Origin of the sequence: Pseudoalteromonas sp. 68 DY56-GL68, assembly GCF_041414825.1 — a bacterium.
Taxonomy (GTDB): Bacteria; Pseudomonadota; Gammaproteobacteria; order Enterobacterales; family Alteromonadaceae; genus Pseudoalteromonas.
The window spans coordinates 78465-95134 of record NZ_JAOCZL010000010.1 but is presented as its reverse complement, the minus strand read 5'-3'; the positions used below and the strand labels follow the sequence as shown (position 1 = coordinate 95134).

General features: G+C 40.1%; 18 protein-coding genes and 1 tRNA gene. 4 read left to right on the top strand and 15 right to left on the bottom strand.

The genetic code is table 11. The features are described 5' to 3' along the window. Nucleotides 1–218: 218 nt before the first annotated feature. The 11 genes from ybgF to NYF15_RS07040 form a co-directional block, all read right to left on the bottom strand. A complete protein-coding gene (ybgF, locus tag NYF15_RS07090) occupies nucleotides 219–968 on the bottom strand; it encodes a tol-pal system protein YbgF (RefSeq protein ID WP_062569300.1) in 750 nt (249 codons plus the stop codon). A gap of 12 nt (nucleotides 969–980) precedes the next feature. Further along, a complete protein-coding gene (gene pal / locus NYF15_RS07085; RefSeq protein WP_062569301.1) occupies nucleotides 981–1523 on the bottom strand; it encodes a peptidoglycan-associated lipoprotein Pal in 543 nt (180 codons plus the stop codon). A gap of 34 nt (nucleotides 1524–1557) precedes the next feature. Next, the gene (tolB, locus tag NYF15_RS07080; protein WP_237118387.1) at nucleotides 1558–2916 is read right to left on the bottom strand and encodes a Tol-Pal system beta propeller repeat protein TolB; all 1359 of its coding nucleotides are present in this window, start codon (nucleotides 2914–2916) and stop codon (nucleotides 1558–1560) included. A 9-nt stretch (nucleotides 2917–2925) separates the two neighbouring features. Continuing rightward, the gene (gene tolA, locus NYF15_RS07075) at nucleotides 2926–3864 is read right to left on the bottom strand and encodes a cell envelope integrity protein TolA (RefSeq protein WP_062569303.1); all 939 of its coding nucleotides are present in this window, start codon (nucleotides 3862–3864) and stop codon (nucleotides 2926–2928) included. A 1-nt stretch (nucleotide 3865) separates the two neighbouring features. Then, a complete protein-coding gene (gene tolR, locus NYF15_RS07070) occupies nucleotides 3866–4291 on the bottom strand; it encodes a protein TolR (RefSeq protein WP_054553013.1) in 426 nt (141 codons plus the stop codon). Further along, on the bottom strand, nucleotides 4278–4982 hold the full coding sequence (gene tolQ, locus NYF15_RS07065) for a protein TolQ (protein WP_062569305.1): 705 nt from the start codon (nucleotides 4980–4982) through the stop codon (nucleotides 4278–4280). Before tolQ ends, tolR begins: the two co-directional genes overlap by 14 nt. 1058 nt (nucleotides 4983–6040) lie before the next feature. Further along, nucleotides 6041–7045 (bottom strand): Holliday junction branch migration DNA helicase RuvB, encoded by a 1005-nt coding sequence (ruvB, locus tag NYF15_RS07060; RefSeq protein ID WP_062569306.1) that lies wholly within the window; start codon nucleotides 7043–7045, stop codon nucleotides 6041–6043. Nucleotides 7046–7052: 7 nt separating this feature from the next. After that, nucleotides 7053–7673 carry a Holliday junction branch migration protein RuvA gene (gene ruvA / locus NYF15_RS07055; RefSeq protein WP_130150107.1) on the bottom strand — a complete coding sequence of 207 codons (621 nt, stop codon included), beginning with the start codon at nucleotides 7671–7673 and terminating at the stop codon, nucleotides 7053–7055. Nucleotide 7674: 1 nt separating this feature from the next. Continuing rightward, nucleotides 7675–8199: a crossover junction endodeoxyribonuclease RuvC gene (gene ruvC / locus NYF15_RS07050; RefSeq protein ID WP_062569308.1), complete on the bottom strand. Its 525-nt coding sequence runs from the start codon at nucleotides 8197–8199 to the stop codon at nucleotides 7675–7677. A 135-nt stretch (nucleotides 8200–8334) separates the two neighbouring features. Further along, nucleotides 8335–10836 (bottom strand): ABC transporter permease, encoded by a 2502-nt coding sequence (locus NYF15_RS07045; protein WP_371353178.1) that lies wholly within the window; start codon nucleotides 10834–10836, stop codon nucleotides 8335–8337. Beyond that, entirely contained in the window at nucleotides 10826–11545 is a 720-nt protein-coding gene (locus NYF15_RS07040) for an ABC transporter ATP-binding protein (protein WP_371353177.1), read from the bottom strand. The genes NYF15_RS07045 and NYF15_RS07040 overlap by 11 nt, the downstream gene beginning before the upstream one ends. On the opposite strand from NYF15_RS07040, the gene NYF15_RS07035 reads away from it, so the two are divergent. Both NYF15_RS07035 and NYF15_RS07030 read left to right on the top strand, forming a co-directional pair. Then, nucleotides 11546–12163, top strand: coding sequence for an arylesterase (locus tag NYF15_RS07035; RefSeq protein WP_130150110.1), 618 nt, complete (start codon nucleotides 11546–11548; stop codon nucleotides 12161–12163). Nucleotides 12164–12277: 114 nt separating this feature from the next. Beyond that, nucleotides 12278–12354: transfer RNA gene (locus tag NYF15_RS07030), tRNA-Pro, on the top strand. Between the two features lie 411 nt (nucleotides 12355–12765). On the opposite strand, the gene NYF15_RS07025 is transcribed toward NYF15_RS07030, so the two are convergent. The 4 genes from NYF15_RS07025 to NYF15_RS07010 form a co-directional block, all read right to left on the bottom strand. Beyond that, complete coding sequence (locus tag NYF15_RS07025; RefSeq protein ID WP_371353176.1) at nucleotides 12766–13473, bottom strand: polysaccharide deacetylase family protein; 708 nt, start codon at nucleotides 13471–13473, stop codon at nucleotides 12766–12768. A 40-nt stretch (nucleotides 13474–13513) separates the two neighbouring features. After that, nucleotides 13514–13915 carry a hypothetical protein gene (locus NYF15_RS07020; RefSeq protein ID WP_371353175.1) on the bottom strand — a complete coding sequence of 134 codons (402 nt, stop codon included), beginning with the start codon at nucleotides 13913–13915 and terminating at the stop codon, nucleotides 13514–13516. A 491-nt stretch (nucleotides 13916–14406) separates the two neighbouring features. Then, a complete protein-coding gene (locus NYF15_RS07015; protein ID WP_371353174.1) occupies nucleotides 14407–14694 on the bottom strand; it encodes a type II toxin-antitoxin system RelE/ParE family toxin in 288 nt (95 codons plus the stop codon). Continuing rightward, nucleotides 14684–14935: a type II toxin-antitoxin system Phd/YefM family antitoxin gene (locus NYF15_RS07010; protein ID WP_017038856.1), complete on the bottom strand. Its 252-nt coding sequence runs from the start codon at nucleotides 14933–14935 to the stop codon at nucleotides 14684–14686. Before NYF15_RS07010 ends, NYF15_RS07015 begins: the two co-directional genes overlap by 11 nt. A gap of 406 nt (nucleotides 14936–15341) precedes the next feature. On the opposite strand from NYF15_RS07010, the gene NYF15_RS07005 reads away from it, so the two are divergent. Then, nucleotides 15342–16256: a zinc dependent phospholipase C family protein gene (locus tag NYF15_RS07005; protein ID WP_371353173.1), complete on the top strand. Its 915-nt coding sequence runs from the start codon at nucleotides 15342–15344 to the stop codon at nucleotides 16254–16256. A 1-nt stretch (nucleotide 16257) separates the two neighbouring features. Next, entirely contained in the window at nucleotides 16258–16665 is a 408-nt protein-coding gene (locus tag NYF15_RS07000; RefSeq protein WP_371353172.1) for a hypothetical protein, read from the top strand. Nucleotides 16666–16670: the final 5 nt, after the last annotated feature.

The following is a 16670-nucleotide window of genomic DNA, read 5'->3' as shown; positions in this document are numbered from 1 at the left end:
TCGACCAATGGATTAAAAGTCCACTGCTCTACCAACTGAGCTAATGACCCGCTCTTTTTGCCGCACTTTGGCTGTTGTTACCAATCGCCTGCTGCGGGCGCTTATAATACTTATTTAAATGCTGAGTGCAACAGAAAATATCTCTTTTTTTAAGTTTTTATGTCTAGTTGCCTAATTTTAGACCGCTTATATCAAAAAGCAGTCTAATCAGGTCAAATCTACATTTGCGACAAACGTTCTGTGGCTAATTTTGCAGCAGTCGTACTTGGGTACTGGTTAATTAAATCATTAAAGGTTTTTAGTGCTTGTTCAGCTAAACCTTGATCTGCTAACAGATTTCCTAATTTTAACATTGCATCAGGACGCTTGTTAGAATTTGGGTATTCATTGACAACCACTTTAAAGTGCTCAGTTGCACCTGTTGGGTTATTTTGAATAGTTAAAAGCTGACCTAACCAGTAGTGTGCGTTCGAAGCGTAGACTGAATTAGGGTATGTCGTTAAGAAGTTTTGAAATTCAGGGATCGCTTGTTCATAACGCTTATCTTTCATTATTAGCGCTACAGCACGCTCATAAGCTTCGTTTTCAGATAAATCTGAACTGATTGCTTGAGAAGCATTAACATCAGTAGATGGAGCTTGAGTCACAGCCGGTTGAGAGTATGCCTGACTGACACGGTTTTCAATTTCCTGATACAACTCACGCTGACGCTGTAAAACTTTCTCGAGCTTATAGCTTTGCTCTTCTGTAATACCACGTACCTGACTTACTTCGTCTTGCAAAATATTAAGCTGTTGTTGAAGTTCAGCTTGTAATAAATTACGAGACTTCATCATATTCTCTAATGCAGATAAACGTTTCTCTATACTCGATTGCGAGCTTGCAGCTTCTGAAACAGGAGCGGGAGCAGCCCATAACTGAGTGCTCCCGCTTAAGATCATTGCTGCCAAAATAATTTTCGGCTTCATAATGTCTCTTTCTTAGTAAACTAATACTGCACGACGGTTCTTAGCGAACGCTTCTTCAGTGCGAGATTTAACCATAGGCTTCTCTTCACCGTAGCTCACTACCGACATTTGGCTAGCAGATACACCTAGGCTTTGTAGGTATTTTTCAACTGCTTGGCCACGGTGCTCACCTAGAGCAATATTATATTCTGGTGTACCACGCTCGTCCGCGTGACCTTCGATTAATACTTTAACAGAAGGATTTTGTACTAAGAATTCAGCGTGTGCTTGTAAAAGCTCAGCGTATTTGCTTTGGATTTTTGCGTTATCAAAACCAAAGTAAATGATTTGCTCTTGACGTAAAGCTTCATACTTCTCACGAAGTGCTTCCTCAGCTTGTTGCTCAGGAGTAAGCGTTGCAACTTCAACTGTATCATTGTTGGTTGTTTGCTCAACCGCACCTTGGTTAGATTGGTTTGCAGCACCTTCGTCAAGATCAGAAGAAGAGCTACACGCTGCTAATGTCATCACTGGCACAGCAATTAGCAGGCCTTTTAGTGTTTTATTAAGTTGCATTGAATTGATTCCTATATTGAGTAAACCAGTAAAATTACTGTAAGTAAGGCGACCAAGCTGGTGCCTTCACTTGTCCGTCAAGCACAGGTAAACGTGCCTTAAAGCGACCATCCATAGAGACTAAAGCCAGAACCTGCTTATTGTTATGTAGCGTACTATAAATAATCATCGAGCCGTTTGGTGCGATACTCGGTGATTCATCCAGACGTGTTCTTGTTAGTACCTGGAACGCACCTGTAGCTAGCTCTTTCTTAGCAAGATGGTATTGTCCATTAGTACGATTTACCATCACCAGTTCTTTTCCGTCAGGTGAAATCGAACCTGCTAAATTCATATCACCATCAAACGTCATTCGTTTAGCCCTGCCTGTTTTTAAATTTAACTTATAAATCTGAGCATTACCACCCCTTTCAGACGTAAAGACAATATCTTGTCCATTTGGGAACCAAGATGGCTCAGTATCTATACTACGATGGTTTGTTAAACGTCTTTCTTGGCGAGTTGCTAAGTCAAGTAAATAGACTTCTGTGGCACCTGTGCGGTCTTTAGAAAGCACTAGTAATAGCTTTTTACCATCAGGCGAAAATTGAGGTGCACCGTTAATACCTTGGTGGCTTGTAATCAACTCACGCTTACCTGAGTATAAATCCTGAATATAAATTTGGCTTTGGCGGTTTTCAAATGTTACATAAGCAAGCTTAGTTCCATCTGGTGACCATGCTGGCGACATTAATGGTTCTTTAGAACGCAGTAATACTTGTTCATTAAAGCCGTCGTAGTCAGCAACAACTAATTGATATGGTTTTGCATCATCCTCACGAACGATAACATAGGCAATTTTAGTTAAAAACGCACCTTTTTCGCCTGTCAGTGCTTCATAAACGACATCACTGATACGATGTGCATAACGGCGAAAACCACTTTCAGAAATAACACTCTCACGCGCATCTAAAACATGATCTTGGCTTTGCATTAACTTGCCGTTAGCCATCATTTTTGTTTGACCGCCAGTAATTTGGCCGCGAATTACATCAATTAATTCATACTTTACTAAGTAACGTCCACCCGGTTGCTGCTCTACTTGACCAACCAGTACGGCTTCAACGCCTTTATTTACCCATGCGCCATAATCTACATCAGCATCTTTACCAGGTAACTGTGGCATGGTTGATACATCAATAGGTTTAAATTTACCGCTGCGCATTAAATCCGCAGAAATAACAGCGCTTAATTTTTCAGGGATAGGACCTACACCTTGATATTTGAATGGTACGACTGCAATTGGACGCGCGCCGTCAATACCTTCAGTAATCACTATTTCAAGTGCAGCACTGGCAATGCCATGAAAGCCCAGTAATACAATAAAACATACAGTTTTTATCTGGTTAAACATATCATTCCTTTAGAATTCAGGCTTAATTGTTAAGTTAATATTTTTCAGTTGCTCAAACACATCTTTATCTGGTGAAACTGGTAATGTATCAGCCATACGTACAGCACGTAACGCAGCCTCACACACCAACTTATCGCCACCAAGAGACGTAACTTGTGTTACAAGCCCATTAAAACCAAGTCGAATATTAACGCGACATTGCTTATTCTTCATCTTTTCATCGATAAGTAAAGTTTGCTGAATACGCGCCATAATCAACGCTTTGTATTTATCAACTTCACTAACAACTTGTTGCTGACGAATTTTATTTCGTGCAGCTTGCTCTGCGGCTAACTGCTCTTGAAGCATTTGCTCTTGCAGTGCTTGCTGACGTTTACGCTCGGCTTCAGCTTCTTTACGTTTGCGCTCAGCTTCTGCTTCTGCTGCTTTACGCTTACGCTCTTCTTCCGCTTTTTTCAGCGCTTCTTCTTCAGCTTTACGCTTGTCTGCAGCTGCTTTTGCTGCGGCTTCGGCTTCTTGCTTTTGCTTTTCAGCTTGCTTAGCTTTCGCTCGCTCTTTTTCTTGAATTTCGCGCGCTTTTTTAGCTTGTGCTTCGGCCTCTGCTTTTTCCTTTTCTTTCGCACGGCGTTGCTGTTCTAGCTTTTTAAGACGACGGTCTTCAGCCTCTCGTTGTTTTCGAGCATCATTAGCACGACGCTCAAGATCACGAAGTCGTTTTGCTTCCGCTTGCTTTTTGGCTTCTTCTTGCTTTTTAAGCTCGGCAATCTTTTGTTCAACCTTTTGTTGATCAACAGTCACCGCCGATACTGCTTTTTCTGGTTCAGGCAAAGCAGTGTTCAGTGTCACTTCCATCACCTTAGGTGCTGGCATGTGAAAATTAGCTGACGCAACTAAAAAAACGATAATAGCAAGGTGCAAAAGAAGTGATTTAATTACTGATGCACGCATACTAACCCTCAAACGATTCAGTCATTAAACCCACCGACGGCACACCGGCGTTTTTCAAAAAGTCCATAAGCAGCAATACTTCTTGGTAAGAAACACGGCCTGAACCTTTTATCATCACTGGCGTATCAGGATTTTTTTGCAGTTGTAATTTAATTACTGCTGCAACATCCAACGCTTCCATAGGAGCTTCTGGATCTGTGCCGATACTTACATAATACTTACCTTCAGCGTCAATTGACGCAATGATAGGCGGAGTGTCTTTTGTATCAACAAGATCAGACTCTTCCATTTTCGGCAAATCAACTTTCACGCCATGAGTAATAAGCGGCGCAGTTGCCATGAATATAATAAGCAGTACTAACATCACGTCAATGTAAGGTACTACGTTTATCTCACCTACTGGGCGACGTTTTTTACGCTGATACATTCGCTTTAGCCTCTATTTGCGCAGCTGCTTGGCGGTGTAAAATATTGGCAAACTCTTCCATGAAGTTAATGTAATTACCCTCAAGCTTTTCAACTTTATTTGCAAAACGGTTATAAGCGATAACCGCTGGGATTGCCGCAAATAAACCCATTGCCGTTGCAATCAGTGCTTCTGCGATACCAGGTGCAACCATTTGTAACGTAGCTTGCTTAACTTCGCCTAATGCAATAAATGCATTCATAATACCCCATACAGTACCAAACAGACCAATGTATGGACTAATAGAACCCACCGTTGCTAAAAACGATAGGCTTGATTCTAATTTTTCTATTTCACGAGATAAAGCGACACGCATAGAACGATGCGTACCTTCCATAACGATGCCAGCACTTTGGAATGTTGTTTTTTTATGACGTGCAAATTCTTTGAAGCCAGCAACAAATAATGATTCAACACCAGTTGTGCCGCCTGGTCTTGCTGAAACTTCGTTATATAGTTTACTTAAGTCAACACCAGACCAAAATTTTTGCTCAAAACGCTTAGCACCATTTTGTGCATCAGAAATCGCTTTTTTACGTTGAAAAATAATTGCCCATGACATGACCGACATACCGACTAATGCCAACATAACTAATTGGACAAGTACACTGGCTTCTAGAATAAGATCTAAAAAATTAAGCCCTGATCCCACGTTAAACTCCTAAAATAGATTTCTATATAATTTGTTATACTTATTACACTTGTGTTAGTTGACCATCATAATGGTCAAAAGTTACATCTAGTGTATCTAGTCAGTTATGAACTGACAACGCCCTTGCTGTGAAATAGCTACAAATAACGGTGAAAAGCAAATGCTTTAGTTATTTTTTAACCATTTTGTTCACGACTCCAAAAGCAGGGCTTCCCTTTTAAAACTAAAATGCATCTACACGGTGCTTAAAAATATAGCTAAACTTGGTAAAATACGGCGTTTATTCACATAATGCGCATAAACACCCAAAATACTATTCACCAAGCTAGCACAGAATACTTAAACTAATCCTGAACAAAATGAGCGTTAATTATAAAAATCTTTTTATTCATAAACTTACAAAATCAACAATGAACAAGCGAACAAAAAGAAAACAATAGAAAATAACGCTGCTATTAGTTTTTTTTATCTGAAAATAAAATTTTTCTAGTTTGAAGAAAAACTCACTGTTACGTATTATACCCACATACCGAGCTAACAACCTTTGAAAGCTTCTTTCATTAAGCTCCGTTTTTTGCAATATGATTATTTCGTATTGCCTAGTTAGCTTAACTTGGATAAAACCTTTTTAAGCTGGCTGTAGTTCCCTGAATTACTTCCTTCAACTTGTTGTTTGCCCGCATCATTATGCGGGCTTTTTTTTGCCTACACAAAACGAAAAGACATTACCGAAAATTAGCTTAACTGTATGTGAATTAAATAGCAGGAAGGTATGATGCTTGTTAGATTCTGCATCTAAAATAATTTGCGTTAGCAATATAGAGGGCTAATACCAATTTGCTTAATTAAGTAGTCTATTTTGAGGCAATAAAACCTCGTTGATAGCAAGGCAAAAATTTCGTTATTTAGTTGTTCTAAATCAGAAATTTTTAACGCCGGTAGCGACAGGTTTAATCCCTCAAAATGATTAAGTATTATTGCGGATTGGTATAATGTTCACTGCCCCTTTTTAGATTTGTTTCAAGATTAAAAAACCCCGCATATGCGAGGCTGAGTTTTTATTTGTCTGGAGTCAGTCCAAAATGAAGGTAGGCTATATCGGACACCAATCTTCCACGAGGAGTACGTTGTATAAAACCTTGCTGAATTAGAAATGGCTCAATCACATCTTCTATGGTTTCTTTTTCTTCGCCAATGGCCGCTGCTAAATTATCAAGCCCAACTGGGCCACCCATAAATTTTTCGATGATAGCAAGCAAGTATTTACGGTCCATATAATCAAACCCGCTTTTATCTACATCAATCATATCGAGCGCTTGTTCTGCCACATTGGCGTTAACCTTACCGTCAGATTTCACTTGAGTGTAATCACGTACACGACGTAACAACCTATTAGCAATACGTGGTGTACCACGTGAACGTTTAGCTATTTCTGCTGCGCCTTCATCGCACATGGTTAAATCTAAAAAGTGTGCTGAACGCGCTACAATTTTTGATAAATCTTCAACTGAATAAAACTCTAAACGCTGCACAATACCGAAACGGTCTCGAAGTGGTGACGTTAAAGACCCTGCACGTGTTGTTGCACCAATTAAAGTAAATGGCGGCAAGTCGAGTTTGATTGAACGCGCGGCAGGGCCTTCCCCAATCATAATATCGAGTTGATAGTCTTCCATCGCAGGATAAAGGATTTCTTCGACTTGTGGGCTTAAACGATGTATTTCGTCAATAAAGAGTACGTCACCTTCTTCAAGGTTCGTTAACAATGCAGCTAAATCACCTGCTTTTTCAAGCACAGGACCAGAAGTCGTTTTAATATTAACGTTCAATTCATTGGCAACAATATTTGCAAGTGTGGTTTTACCTAGACCTGGCGGGCCAAAAATCAATAAATGATCGAGCGCTTCACCACGATGACGAGCAGCTTCGATGAAAATTTCCATTTGTTGCTTAACATGTGGCTGACCTGTGTAATCGTTTAATAGTTTTGGTCGTATGGCTCGATCAACACTGTCTTCATTACTTTGCTCACTGGCATCTATTAAGCGATCTGCTTCAATCATGGTTTACTCACAACATCGATTTTAGAGCTTCTTTTATAAGAACCTCAGTCGTCATATCTGGTTTATTTACCGCTTTTACTGCTTTTTGCGCTTGCGGCAGTTTATAACCAAGGGCAATAAGTGCTGACACAGCATCATCTGCTGCATTATTGGCTACAAGCGTATCATTACTTGTAGGCTCAATAATGGCATTATCGCTAAATGGCGTGAATAAGTCATTACCCCAATCTTTTAGCCTATCTTTCATTTCAAGCACTAAACGCTCTGCTGTTTTTTTACCCACACCAGGGAGTTTAACAAGCGTTGTTGCATCTTCGTTATTTACACATGTCACAAACTGCTGTGCAGACATACCCGACAAAATAGCAAGACCCAACTTTGGACCCACACCATTGGCTTTTAGAAGCTCTCGAAATAACGCACGCTCTGTTTTGTTATTGAAACCAAATAACAACTGCGCATCTTCACGCACCACAAAGTGAGTGTATATAATAGCTTGCTCACCAACCGCAGGGAGGTCATAAAAGCAGGTCATCGGCATCTGTACTTCGTAACCTACGCCGCTTACTTCAATTAAAATTTCAGGCGGCTGCTTTTCAACTAGCAAACCATTCAATCGGCCTATCATATTACTTCCTTAATCGTCCTCTTACGGTCTTGCTCGCACTGCCCGCAAGTTTTATTAAATTTTGTTCTGAGTGAGCATGGCAAATAGCAATAGCCAATGCATCAGCCGCATCGGCTTGTGGTGTGCCTGGTAATTTTAAAATATTTTTAACCATGTGCTGTACTTGTGATTTGTCGGCACCACCATTGCCAACCACCGCTTGCTTTATTTGTCGTGCTGAATATTCAAATACCGGAAGTTCAGCCATAGATGCACCAACAATAGCCGCCCCACGAGCTTGGCCTAATTTAAGAGCTGAATCTGGATTGTGAGCCATAAATACTTTTTCGATAGCAAAGCTATCGGGCGAAAATTGCTCAACTAACTGACTGATCCCTTGATAAATCATTTTTAATCGCACAGGAAAATCATGTTCAGCTAGCTTTATACAACCACTCCCTAAATAAGTAAATTTAGCGCCTTGGTGTGCTATTACGCCATAACCTGTTAAACGTGAACCAGGATCAATTCCTAAAATAATTGCCAATTAACTGACCCATTTATTTTCTTTATTCAATAGCCTTAATAATGCCAGAGCACTGTATAAATTACCAGTAACCAATTGCAAAACATAAAAAAGCCCGTATACACGGGCATTTTATAAACATTATTGAGCTTTATATTACCCTAGTGCACGCAGTAACCCTTGCGTATTTTTACGCATTGTTCGCGCAACCATCAAATAGCCTAAACTAGCTACAAAGACACCACCAACAACAGGGCCAATTAACCAAATATGAGGGTGTAATTTACCGGCAAGGTCAAACATTTGCTGTTGTACTATTAATAAAGCAATATCACTCACAACAGCAGCTACCCCCCCCGCGGTTAAGCCTAGTAATAAAAACTCATACAAGGTGGCATTTTTAATAAGCCGCCCTTTTGCACCGAGAGTTCTTAATATAACAATTTCTTGCATTCGTTCACCCAAGCTCGCTTGCACCTGAGATATAAGTACTAAAGCACCACACACCACCACAATAGACAATACAAAACCAATCGCAAGAGATACCTGCTCTATGGTTGAACGGATCTGCTTAATAAAGCTTTCAACATCAATCACATTAACCGTTGGATATTGGCGCATCAGCTCATTAAATTCACGCTTTTGATGTGCTTTAACACTCACCGACGAAATATACGTTGCCGGAAAGCTCTCAAGTACATCTGGGCTTAAAATAATAAAGAAGTTTGGTTTTAATGTGGTCCAGTTAACTTTGCGTACACTGGTAATTTTTGCATCGAACGATTGCGCACCAATCAAAAACGTTAATGTATCACCTAGTTTTACATCAAGGCGTTCAAGCATAGACTCCTCAACCGAGGCCTCTGCGACTGAGCTTTGTGTAAACCACTGACCCTCTATTAACTCATTTTGAGCAGGTAAGTCTTCTCGCCAAGTAAGGTTTAATTCACGGCCGATACCTGAGCGTGCCTCTTCATCTTTTTTCTCGTTATCTTGCTGTGATACTTCACGTGCAACTAGCTCACCATTCACTGCATTAACACGACCTCGTACTATCGGGTAAAAATCAGAGGTGGGCATATCGCGCTCTGCTAAAAAAGAGGTAATGGGTTCAAGCTCTTGCTCTGTTATATTCACTAAAAACGAGTTTGGCGCATCGACCGGAAGCTGCGACTGCCAATCTGAAATCATGTCATTTTTAAGCACAATTAAAAACAACAATAACTTAATAGAAAGGGCAAAACTTATCAGCTGTACTGCATTAGCATTAGCACGTTTTTGAATTGAAGCAATCGCAAGCGACCAACTATTACCAGGGCTTAGTCCTAGTTTACGACCGCCTCCAAAAATGAGTTTGGATAAACCAAATAAAAGCGCAATCAGTACCGTTGTCGAGGTAAATAAAATAGCTGTAATCTTTATATTATTACTAAATAACCACATTAATAAAAACACAGTTAATGCCGACATTGCCAAGTGAACCTTGCTGACAAGCAAACGATCCCCCAAATTACGGCGTAGTACGCGAAGTGGCGGAATATCAAACAAATCTAGCAAGGGCTTAATTGAGAACATTACCGCGCAAATAACCCCTGTACCAATAGCAATCAACCAAGGTTTCATACTTGAAGCAGGTAGTGCTGTACCCATCGACTGTGCTAAATAATCACTGGCAATACTTTGCAGCACAAAACCAACAACCAGCCCAACAACCACAGACATAAAGCAGACTAAGCTCAAATGTAGCAAGTAAATTTTACGGATTGTGGTACGACTGCCCCCCAACGTTTTCATCATCGCAACAGGGTCATATTGACGCTCGCAATAGCGTTTTGCAGATACAGCAATAGCCACCGCCGCTAATATAATCCCTAGTAAACCGGCTAATAATAAAAAGCTCTCAGCACGGTTTAGGCTATTCGCAATAGGCGATTGTCTATCTTTAACCCCATACCATTGCTGGTTTTCTTTCATTTGTGGTTTTAACCAATCATAGAACGTGTTTATGCTATCTTCATCACCGGCATAAAGCTGGCGATAAAAAACACGACTCCCAGGTTGAATAACTTGAGTGCTGGCAATATCTTGCTGATTAATTAAAATACGCTGACTACTGGAAAAGACATTAAATGGCGCATCTGGCTCTTCAGCTACTACATGACTTGCCACAAAAGTAGCCGCACCTAACTCGACCTTGTCACCAACCTGTATGTTCAATGCATAAAATACCGACTCACTAAGCCAAACCTCACCACGGTTTGGTACTTTATCGGTAATAAATGCCTCTCCTAACAAGCTAGTTTTTACTTTGAGTTGCCCTTTAAGGGGATAGGTGTTTGATACAGCCTTAACTGAGCCTAATTGCATTTCATCATTGGCAAACAGCATGGTATCAAAATAAGTGATTTTCGCGGTGCGCAGGTTTTCTGCTTGCGCTTTCTCTAAAAACTCAACAGGTAATTCATGATTACTGGCAAGGACGCGATCTGCCGCGATAAAAGCACTGCTTTTTTGTGCAATACTCTGTCCTATGCGGTCGGTAACCATAGAAAGCGTTAAAACGGTCAGTACGGCCAAGGCAATAGCTGCACTAATGACCGTTAATTCACCGCGTTTAAATTCACGTGAAAACAGTTTAAGTGCTAGTTTAGCCCACATTCGCTTGCACCCCCTCTGACTCTTTTACCGTTACCAATTTTCCCGCTTCAATGTGTAAAATTTGTTGGCACTTTTCAGCTAACTGCTCGTCGTGTGTGACCAGAATTAACGTTGTTCCATGTTCTTTATTTAATTCAAATAAAAGTGATTCGATTAACTTACCATTTTTACTATCAAGATTGGCTGATGGCTCATCAGCAAACAAAATTTTAGGCGTTCCGATAAACGCACGCGCAATAGCTACACGTTGTTGCTCACCACCTGATAATTGTGATGGGTAATGCCCCACTCGATGGCTCAGCCCCACTTTTTCAAGTAGCGCAAGCGCTTGCTCTTTTGCATTTGAGCTACCCGCAAGCTCGGCAGGTAACATAACATTTTCAAGCGCAGTTAAGCTTTGTACTAACATGAATGACTGAAATACAAAGCCCACTTTTTCTGCCCGTAATGCCGCACGGGCTTCTTCATCTAATTCATGTAGCGCTAAGCCATCAAGGTGGATACTCCCCTCCGTTGACTGATCAAGCCCAGCAAGTAAGCTTAGTAATGTTGACTTACCCGAACCTGAAGTACCCACCACTGCGACTGAGTTACCTGACTTGACATTAAAGCTGATGTCACTGAGGATGGTTAGGTCGCCTTCAACCGTGGTGACCGTTTTAGAAAGTCCTTTAACTTGAATAATGTTTAATTGAGAAAGCGCTGACATATGATGTATCCAATCCTACGTTTTATATTCGTTTTACTGTTAGTAATCAAACCACTTACGGCAGCAGCTGACAACACAATTTTAATTTTAGGTGACAGTTTAAGCGCCGCATATGGCCTTAAACAAGAGCAAGGCTGGGTTAAATTGTTACAAGATAAATACGATGAAAAAGATCAATCTGTGTATCTTGTAAACGCCAGTATTAGTGGTGAAACCACAGGTGGCGCTCTTAGACGACTCGATGCCCTACTCGACGAGTTCGAACCCACCCATGTACTTATTGAGCTTGGCGGAAATGACGGACTGCGTGGTTTTCCAGTCAAGCGCTTACAAGCTAACTTACGCGATTTAATCAGCAAAAGCCAACAAGCGGGAGCTAATACAGCCATTATGGAAGTGCATATTCCACCCAATTATGGGCCACGTTATACCAAACTATTTACTGGCAGCTTTGAAACTATTGCAGATGAAACGAACTCTGAGTTGTTACCATTTTTCATGCTTGAAATAGCTGCTCGCCCTGAGCTCATGCAAAATGACAACCTGCACCCTAACGCTGAAGCTCAACCTCTTATACGCGATATAATGTATAAAGAGATCAACCAATGGCTAGATTAACCTCTAGCCAATGCCCCCTCATATAAACCACGTGCAATAATGAACAATAAACAGGCAAACAAACCTAAGGTGTATTGATTTTTATAAAAAAAGCCGTACTATAGCTCGCAACGTCGGCATATAGCGCAGCTTGGTAGCGCACTGTCATGGGGTGTCAGGGGTCGCAGGTTCAAATCCTGCTATGCCGACCATTTTTCTACACTCTATTATCTAAATTGAAATCTATTTACTTTATTGCACCTTAAATATACATTCCTTTATTTATATCGCACATTTATCGCATCATACTTAACTAAATTTATTTTTCGATTAGGTGTTGATTGGGGGATATATAGGAAGATAGCTAATAGCACCTTTCCTATCTTCCTCACAATAGAATTTCATAAAAGCTTCTCGGATAAATAATTTGCAAGAGACATGTAATGGATTGTGGCAGCTCATATACAACCTTATGCTTTTAACAATGAGGTTGGAATTTTGCCCAACAGATAAGTTTGAGCGAGGAGCAGACGACCACTTCAGCGCATTTTTCGACAAATAAAGTATTTATTCGGTAACGCCTGCAACAGTCAGGAGCGAAGCGAGTCGGCTGCTTGCGTTGGTTATGCATTTTTCAACAACTGTGAGACCGTAACAAATTTGTAGCCCTTTGCTCTCAGTCCCTTAATTATTGGCCCTATAGCGTCTCGCGACTCTTTGTTTTTAGATCCCAAAACGTGTAAAAGAATAATTGAACCTGGAGTAGAGGATTTAACAACATACTCTGCGATAGACGCAGAACTTCTTGCAATTTCAGGATAGATTTCAGGCTCAACATTCCATGTGATTGTTTTTACTCCTTCCGACTTCAAATAATAAGGCAGAACAAAAAGCTTTTTACCATATGGAGGCCTAAAGTATATCTCACCCTTAAATCCAACTTGGCGGATTAAAGCTGTGGTGGAGTCGATTTCTTCCCTCACTTCATCAAGCCCCATTAACATCATTCTTTTATGGCTGTACGAATGATTGCCTATCTGATGACCTGCGTTAACCAGATCTATAGCCGGCTGCATGTTTTGTTGAATTCCCGACCCATTGAGGAAGAACGTACCCTTCACATCATGCTCTTCAAGGATATTCAACACTTGAGTGGTATATTTCGCCCCCCAAGGACCATCATCAAATGTCAATGCGATAATCTTTTCATTTGTTTCGGCCTTTGCGACTATCTCTCCAAACACCTGAAAAGTTCTTGATTTACTTATATTCCAGGCTCCAAAGATGATTACTGCAGAAAAAATCAATATCAGCAGGTATACTCTTTTCAATGGTTTTCATCCTTATTTATTTCAGCCCGCTAGCGGGCGACTACAGTGGTTTGTTAGAAGACGATGTTTCTACTACATTTGGTTGCTCAAAAGCTAAAACCGAAACACACTCGTTTAAACCAATAATTAGATATTCCTTTGGCTGATATAGCTTACCCGTAACGAAGTGCTCTCTAGTTTTTTCCAGAGCATTCCAGCCGCCGTCGATTACTTCAAAACACCAACCAGTTTTTAAGTTACATTCACTCCAAAACTCGCCTAAATCACCTTCATCAAGCACTCTGAAACCATAAATAACATCGAAATGAACTTTTACACTCCAACTATTCGATTTAACAGTGATGTTTAAGCATTCTTTGTCAAATGTAATTTCGTCAATGTCGACTGTAGTGTCTGATTCGTAATCAGTCTTTACTCTTACAACCTTAGGCTCAAAAATCATCGCTAGTTTCCTAAACTCCCTCGCTGCAATGGCTTGTTATGTTTTTAAACGACTCGCCCAAAAATATATACTAAAGTAAACAATACCAAAACAATCATGCCGTAAAGGTTTATACCTTTATTGACATATGGTTTGTAACTAGCGGCATCTTCTAAGTTTACTTGTCGTTTAAGTAAACCTGATAGGAATAAAATCCAAGATAGGCAAAGGAAAAGCAAAAACGATTGCTTATAAATCTCTTCTACATTGAGATTTAATGCGAAAGCAACTATTCCGAAGAAATGGTATATAGGCATCAGTGCAATTCCAATGCACTTTAAAACAAAATATCGATTGTCCATATCAACCTCTGATAAAAATATAACACCGCGTTAAGTAGTGAGCAACGCCGCCACAGAACTTAACCATACCACCGTAAACACAAAACCCAACGATGGAATGAAAAATGCCATGCGTTGGGAATCTTTCTTAAACGCTGTGTTATGCTGCTGTTATAAGAACCTCGATGCTAACTTTTTATACACCGCATCTTTATCTCGTTTTCCAATAGCCAACACATACACCACGATTTCGTCATCAATAACTTCATAGGCTAAGCGATAACCTGCTGTACGTAATTTGATCTTATAAACTGAGTCATAACCATGAAGTTTAGACGAAGGAACGTGCGGGTTTTCTAGACGTTCTTTAAGTTTCTTTTTGAACTGACTTTGAATTGGTGGAGCTAACTTGCTCCACTCTTTCTGGGCAGCAGGTAGAAATTTAAGCTTATAAGTCATCGATATCTACTTCCACCGCTTCAGATAGTTCACCGCGACGGCTTTCGACTAGTTTAGCAAGCTCATAATCATCGAGCATATCCATTAAAAACTCATAAGTTTCTGCAGGTACTAGATAAGCTGCTGGCTTATTGTGGTTTAGGATAGCAATAGCAGAGCCATCTGCTTCGTTTAACAAAGCTGTTGGATTTTTCTTTAACTCAGAAATACTTGCTGAACAATCAGCTAAAACCTGTCTCATAACAACACCAATTAAGCATTTAAATAAGTGCTAATTTTAGATCTTATTTTCAGTCTTGGCTAGAAGTTTATGATTGCAGCATAACAATTTAATAGTACGCAAATCGTGCAAATTGCTCATTTTTCTGAATATAGGGGAAAGTTGTAAATTTTGAATATAAAGACTGTATCAAAAGAAAATTTTCAATCTTCGTTTGAGGCAGAGCTCTAGAGCAGTTACGTTAACGCATCTTGGGCAGAACGAGTTACGCCTCAAGTTCAGCTAATGGTAGACAACCAAGAATACTGACGACTCCGCACTTCACCTATAAGATCACCAAATTATAAAACAACCCCTCCTCACAACTTGACTAATTATTATACTCCTATAAGTTGTAAATATAATAATTAAGTAGAAGGATTTACTCATGCCTGGTGCATTCGCACATATTACGGCGGCTAATTTAGCAACTGATAACAATGCTCTTTCAAGGATGAGCATTCCAAATCAAGCCAAGTTAATTTTAAGTACGAATCAAAAGTATATTGAGCTTGGTTGCGTGTCTCCTGATTATCCTTATCTTGCCTTAGGTAATGCTGCACAAAACAAGTGGGCTGATTTAATGCATTATCAAAACACAGGTGATGTTATTAAAGAAGCCATAAAGTATTGTAAAAACCTTGAGGGACGGGCGAAAGAAAAATGCTTTGCATGGCTGTGTGGCTACATGTCGCATGTTGCTGCAGATATAACGATACACCCTGTGGTCGAGCTTAAAGTAGGACCGTACGAGCATAATCAGGCCGAACACAGACAATGTGAGATGAATCAAGATTCGTTTATTTGGTCGCGATTAAATCTAGGCGAAATTGGCCTTGCCGACCGCGTTGAGTTAAATATTGGCTCATGCACCAATCAAGAGAATTGTCTTGATGATGATATAAAGAAAATTTGGCAGTACATATTAACTAGTACACACACTGAATATGCCCAAGTAGCAGAACCTAACTTTGATGCATGGCATAGTGGCTTTCAATTAGTAGTAAATAACGCAGAGGAAGGATACAGACTGTTTCCTTGGGCTAGGCATGTTGCCGCTGACAATGGCCTCCTTTACCCTCGTGACGACGAAGTTGACAGTAGCTTTATAGAAGACCTCGCAACCCCTAATGGTCCAATGCACTATAATGACGTGTTTGATTTAGCCGTTAAAAATATTAAATACTTTATATCCATCATCGCTAACGATATTTTTAATGATGAAGAATGCACTCAACTTTGCAACTGGAATTTGGATACGGGCAAAGATGAACACGGACACTTAACAGCGTGGAATATTTAAAATGCGATATATAATTCTCATCACAGCAATTGTTTTATCAGCAGGTTGCTCGAGTTCAGCAAATACTTACAACCCTGAAGAAATGGCAGATCTTGCATCGCAATTAAAAGATATTTCTGCCGCAGTGGATGGAACACTAAAGTTTAGCTCAGAGCCATATACTGACCCACAAAAATTACTATTAACGGCAATTAGAGGCGATAAAAGCAGGCTTACGCCATTTAAAAATTATCAGTTAAAAGTTGTTATTCAAAAGCAAGATGCCGCTTTATTGCTTTGCCAAGATAAGCGGCTACTTATCGAAGATATCGGTTGCACAGCCAAATCAGACATACAACATTGGCAGTCGAGTACGCCTCTTGCTTGTGAAGCAACAGTTACTTTTAGTCAACTGTGCGCGAGTCATTAACTTTC

What these genes read in the sequence shown, in the direction of transcription:
- NYF15_RS07020 (WP_371353175.1), bottom strand. Translation starts at nt 13,915, where the DNA reads ATGATTTTTGAGCCTAAGGTTGTAAGAGTAAAGACTGATTACGAATCA.
- NYF15_RS07010 (WP_017038856.1), bottom strand. Translation starts at nt 14,935, where the DNA reads ATGAGACAGGTTTTAGCTGATTGTTCAGCAAGTATTTCTGAGTTAAAG.
- NYF15_RS07005 (WP_371353173.1), top strand. Translation starts at nt 15,342, where the DNA reads ATGCCTGGTGCATTCGCACATATTACGGCGGCTAATTTAGCAACTGAT.
- tolB (WP_237118387.1), bottom strand. Translation starts at nt 2,916, where the DNA reads ATGTTTAACCAGATAAAAACTGTATGTTTTATTGTATTACTGGGCTTT.
- tolA (WP_062569303.1), bottom strand. Translation starts at nt 3,864, where the DNA reads ATGCGTGCATCAGTAATTAAATCACTTCTTTTGCACCTTGCTATTATC.
- tolR (WP_054553013.1), bottom strand. Translation starts at nt 4,291, where the DNA reads ATGTATCAGCGTAAAAAACGTCGCCCAGTAGGTGAGATAAACGTAGTA.
- ruvA (WP_130150107.1), bottom strand. Translation starts at nt 7,673, where the DNA reads ATGATAGGCCGATTGAATGGTTTGCTAGTTGAAAAGCAGCCGCCTGAA.
- NYF15_RS07035 (WP_130150110.1), top strand. Translation starts at nt 11,546, where the DNA reads ATGATGTATCCAATCCTACGTTTTATATTCGTTTTACTGTTAGTAATC.
- NYF15_RS07000 (WP_371353172.1), top strand. Translation starts at nt 16,258, where the DNA reads ATGCGATATATAATTCTCATCACAGCAATTGTTTTATCAGCAGGTTGC.
- NYF15_RS07040 (WP_371353177.1), bottom strand. Translation starts at nt 11,545, where the DNA reads ATGTCAGCGCTTTCTCAATTAAACATTATTCAAGTTAAAGGACTTTCT.
- pal (WP_062569301.1), bottom strand. Translation starts at nt 1,523, where the DNA reads ATGCAACTTAATAAAACACTAAAAGGCCTGCTAATTGCTGTGCCAGTG.
- ybgF (WP_062569300.1), bottom strand. Translation starts at nt 968, where the DNA reads ATGAAGCCGAAAATTATTTTGGCAGCAATGATCTTAAGCGGGAGCACT.
- NYF15_RS07015 (WP_371353174.1), bottom strand. Translation starts at nt 14,694, where the DNA reads ATGACTTATAAGCTTAAATTTCTACCTGCTGCCCAGAAAGAGTGGAGC.
- NYF15_RS07045 (WP_371353178.1), bottom strand. Translation starts at nt 10,836, where the DNA reads ATGTGGGCTAAACTAGCACTTAAACTGTTTTCACGTGAATTTAAACGC.
- ruvB (WP_062569306.1), bottom strand. Translation starts at nt 7,045, where the DNA reads ATGATTGAAGCAGATCGCTTAATAGATGCCAGTGAGCAAAGTAATGAA.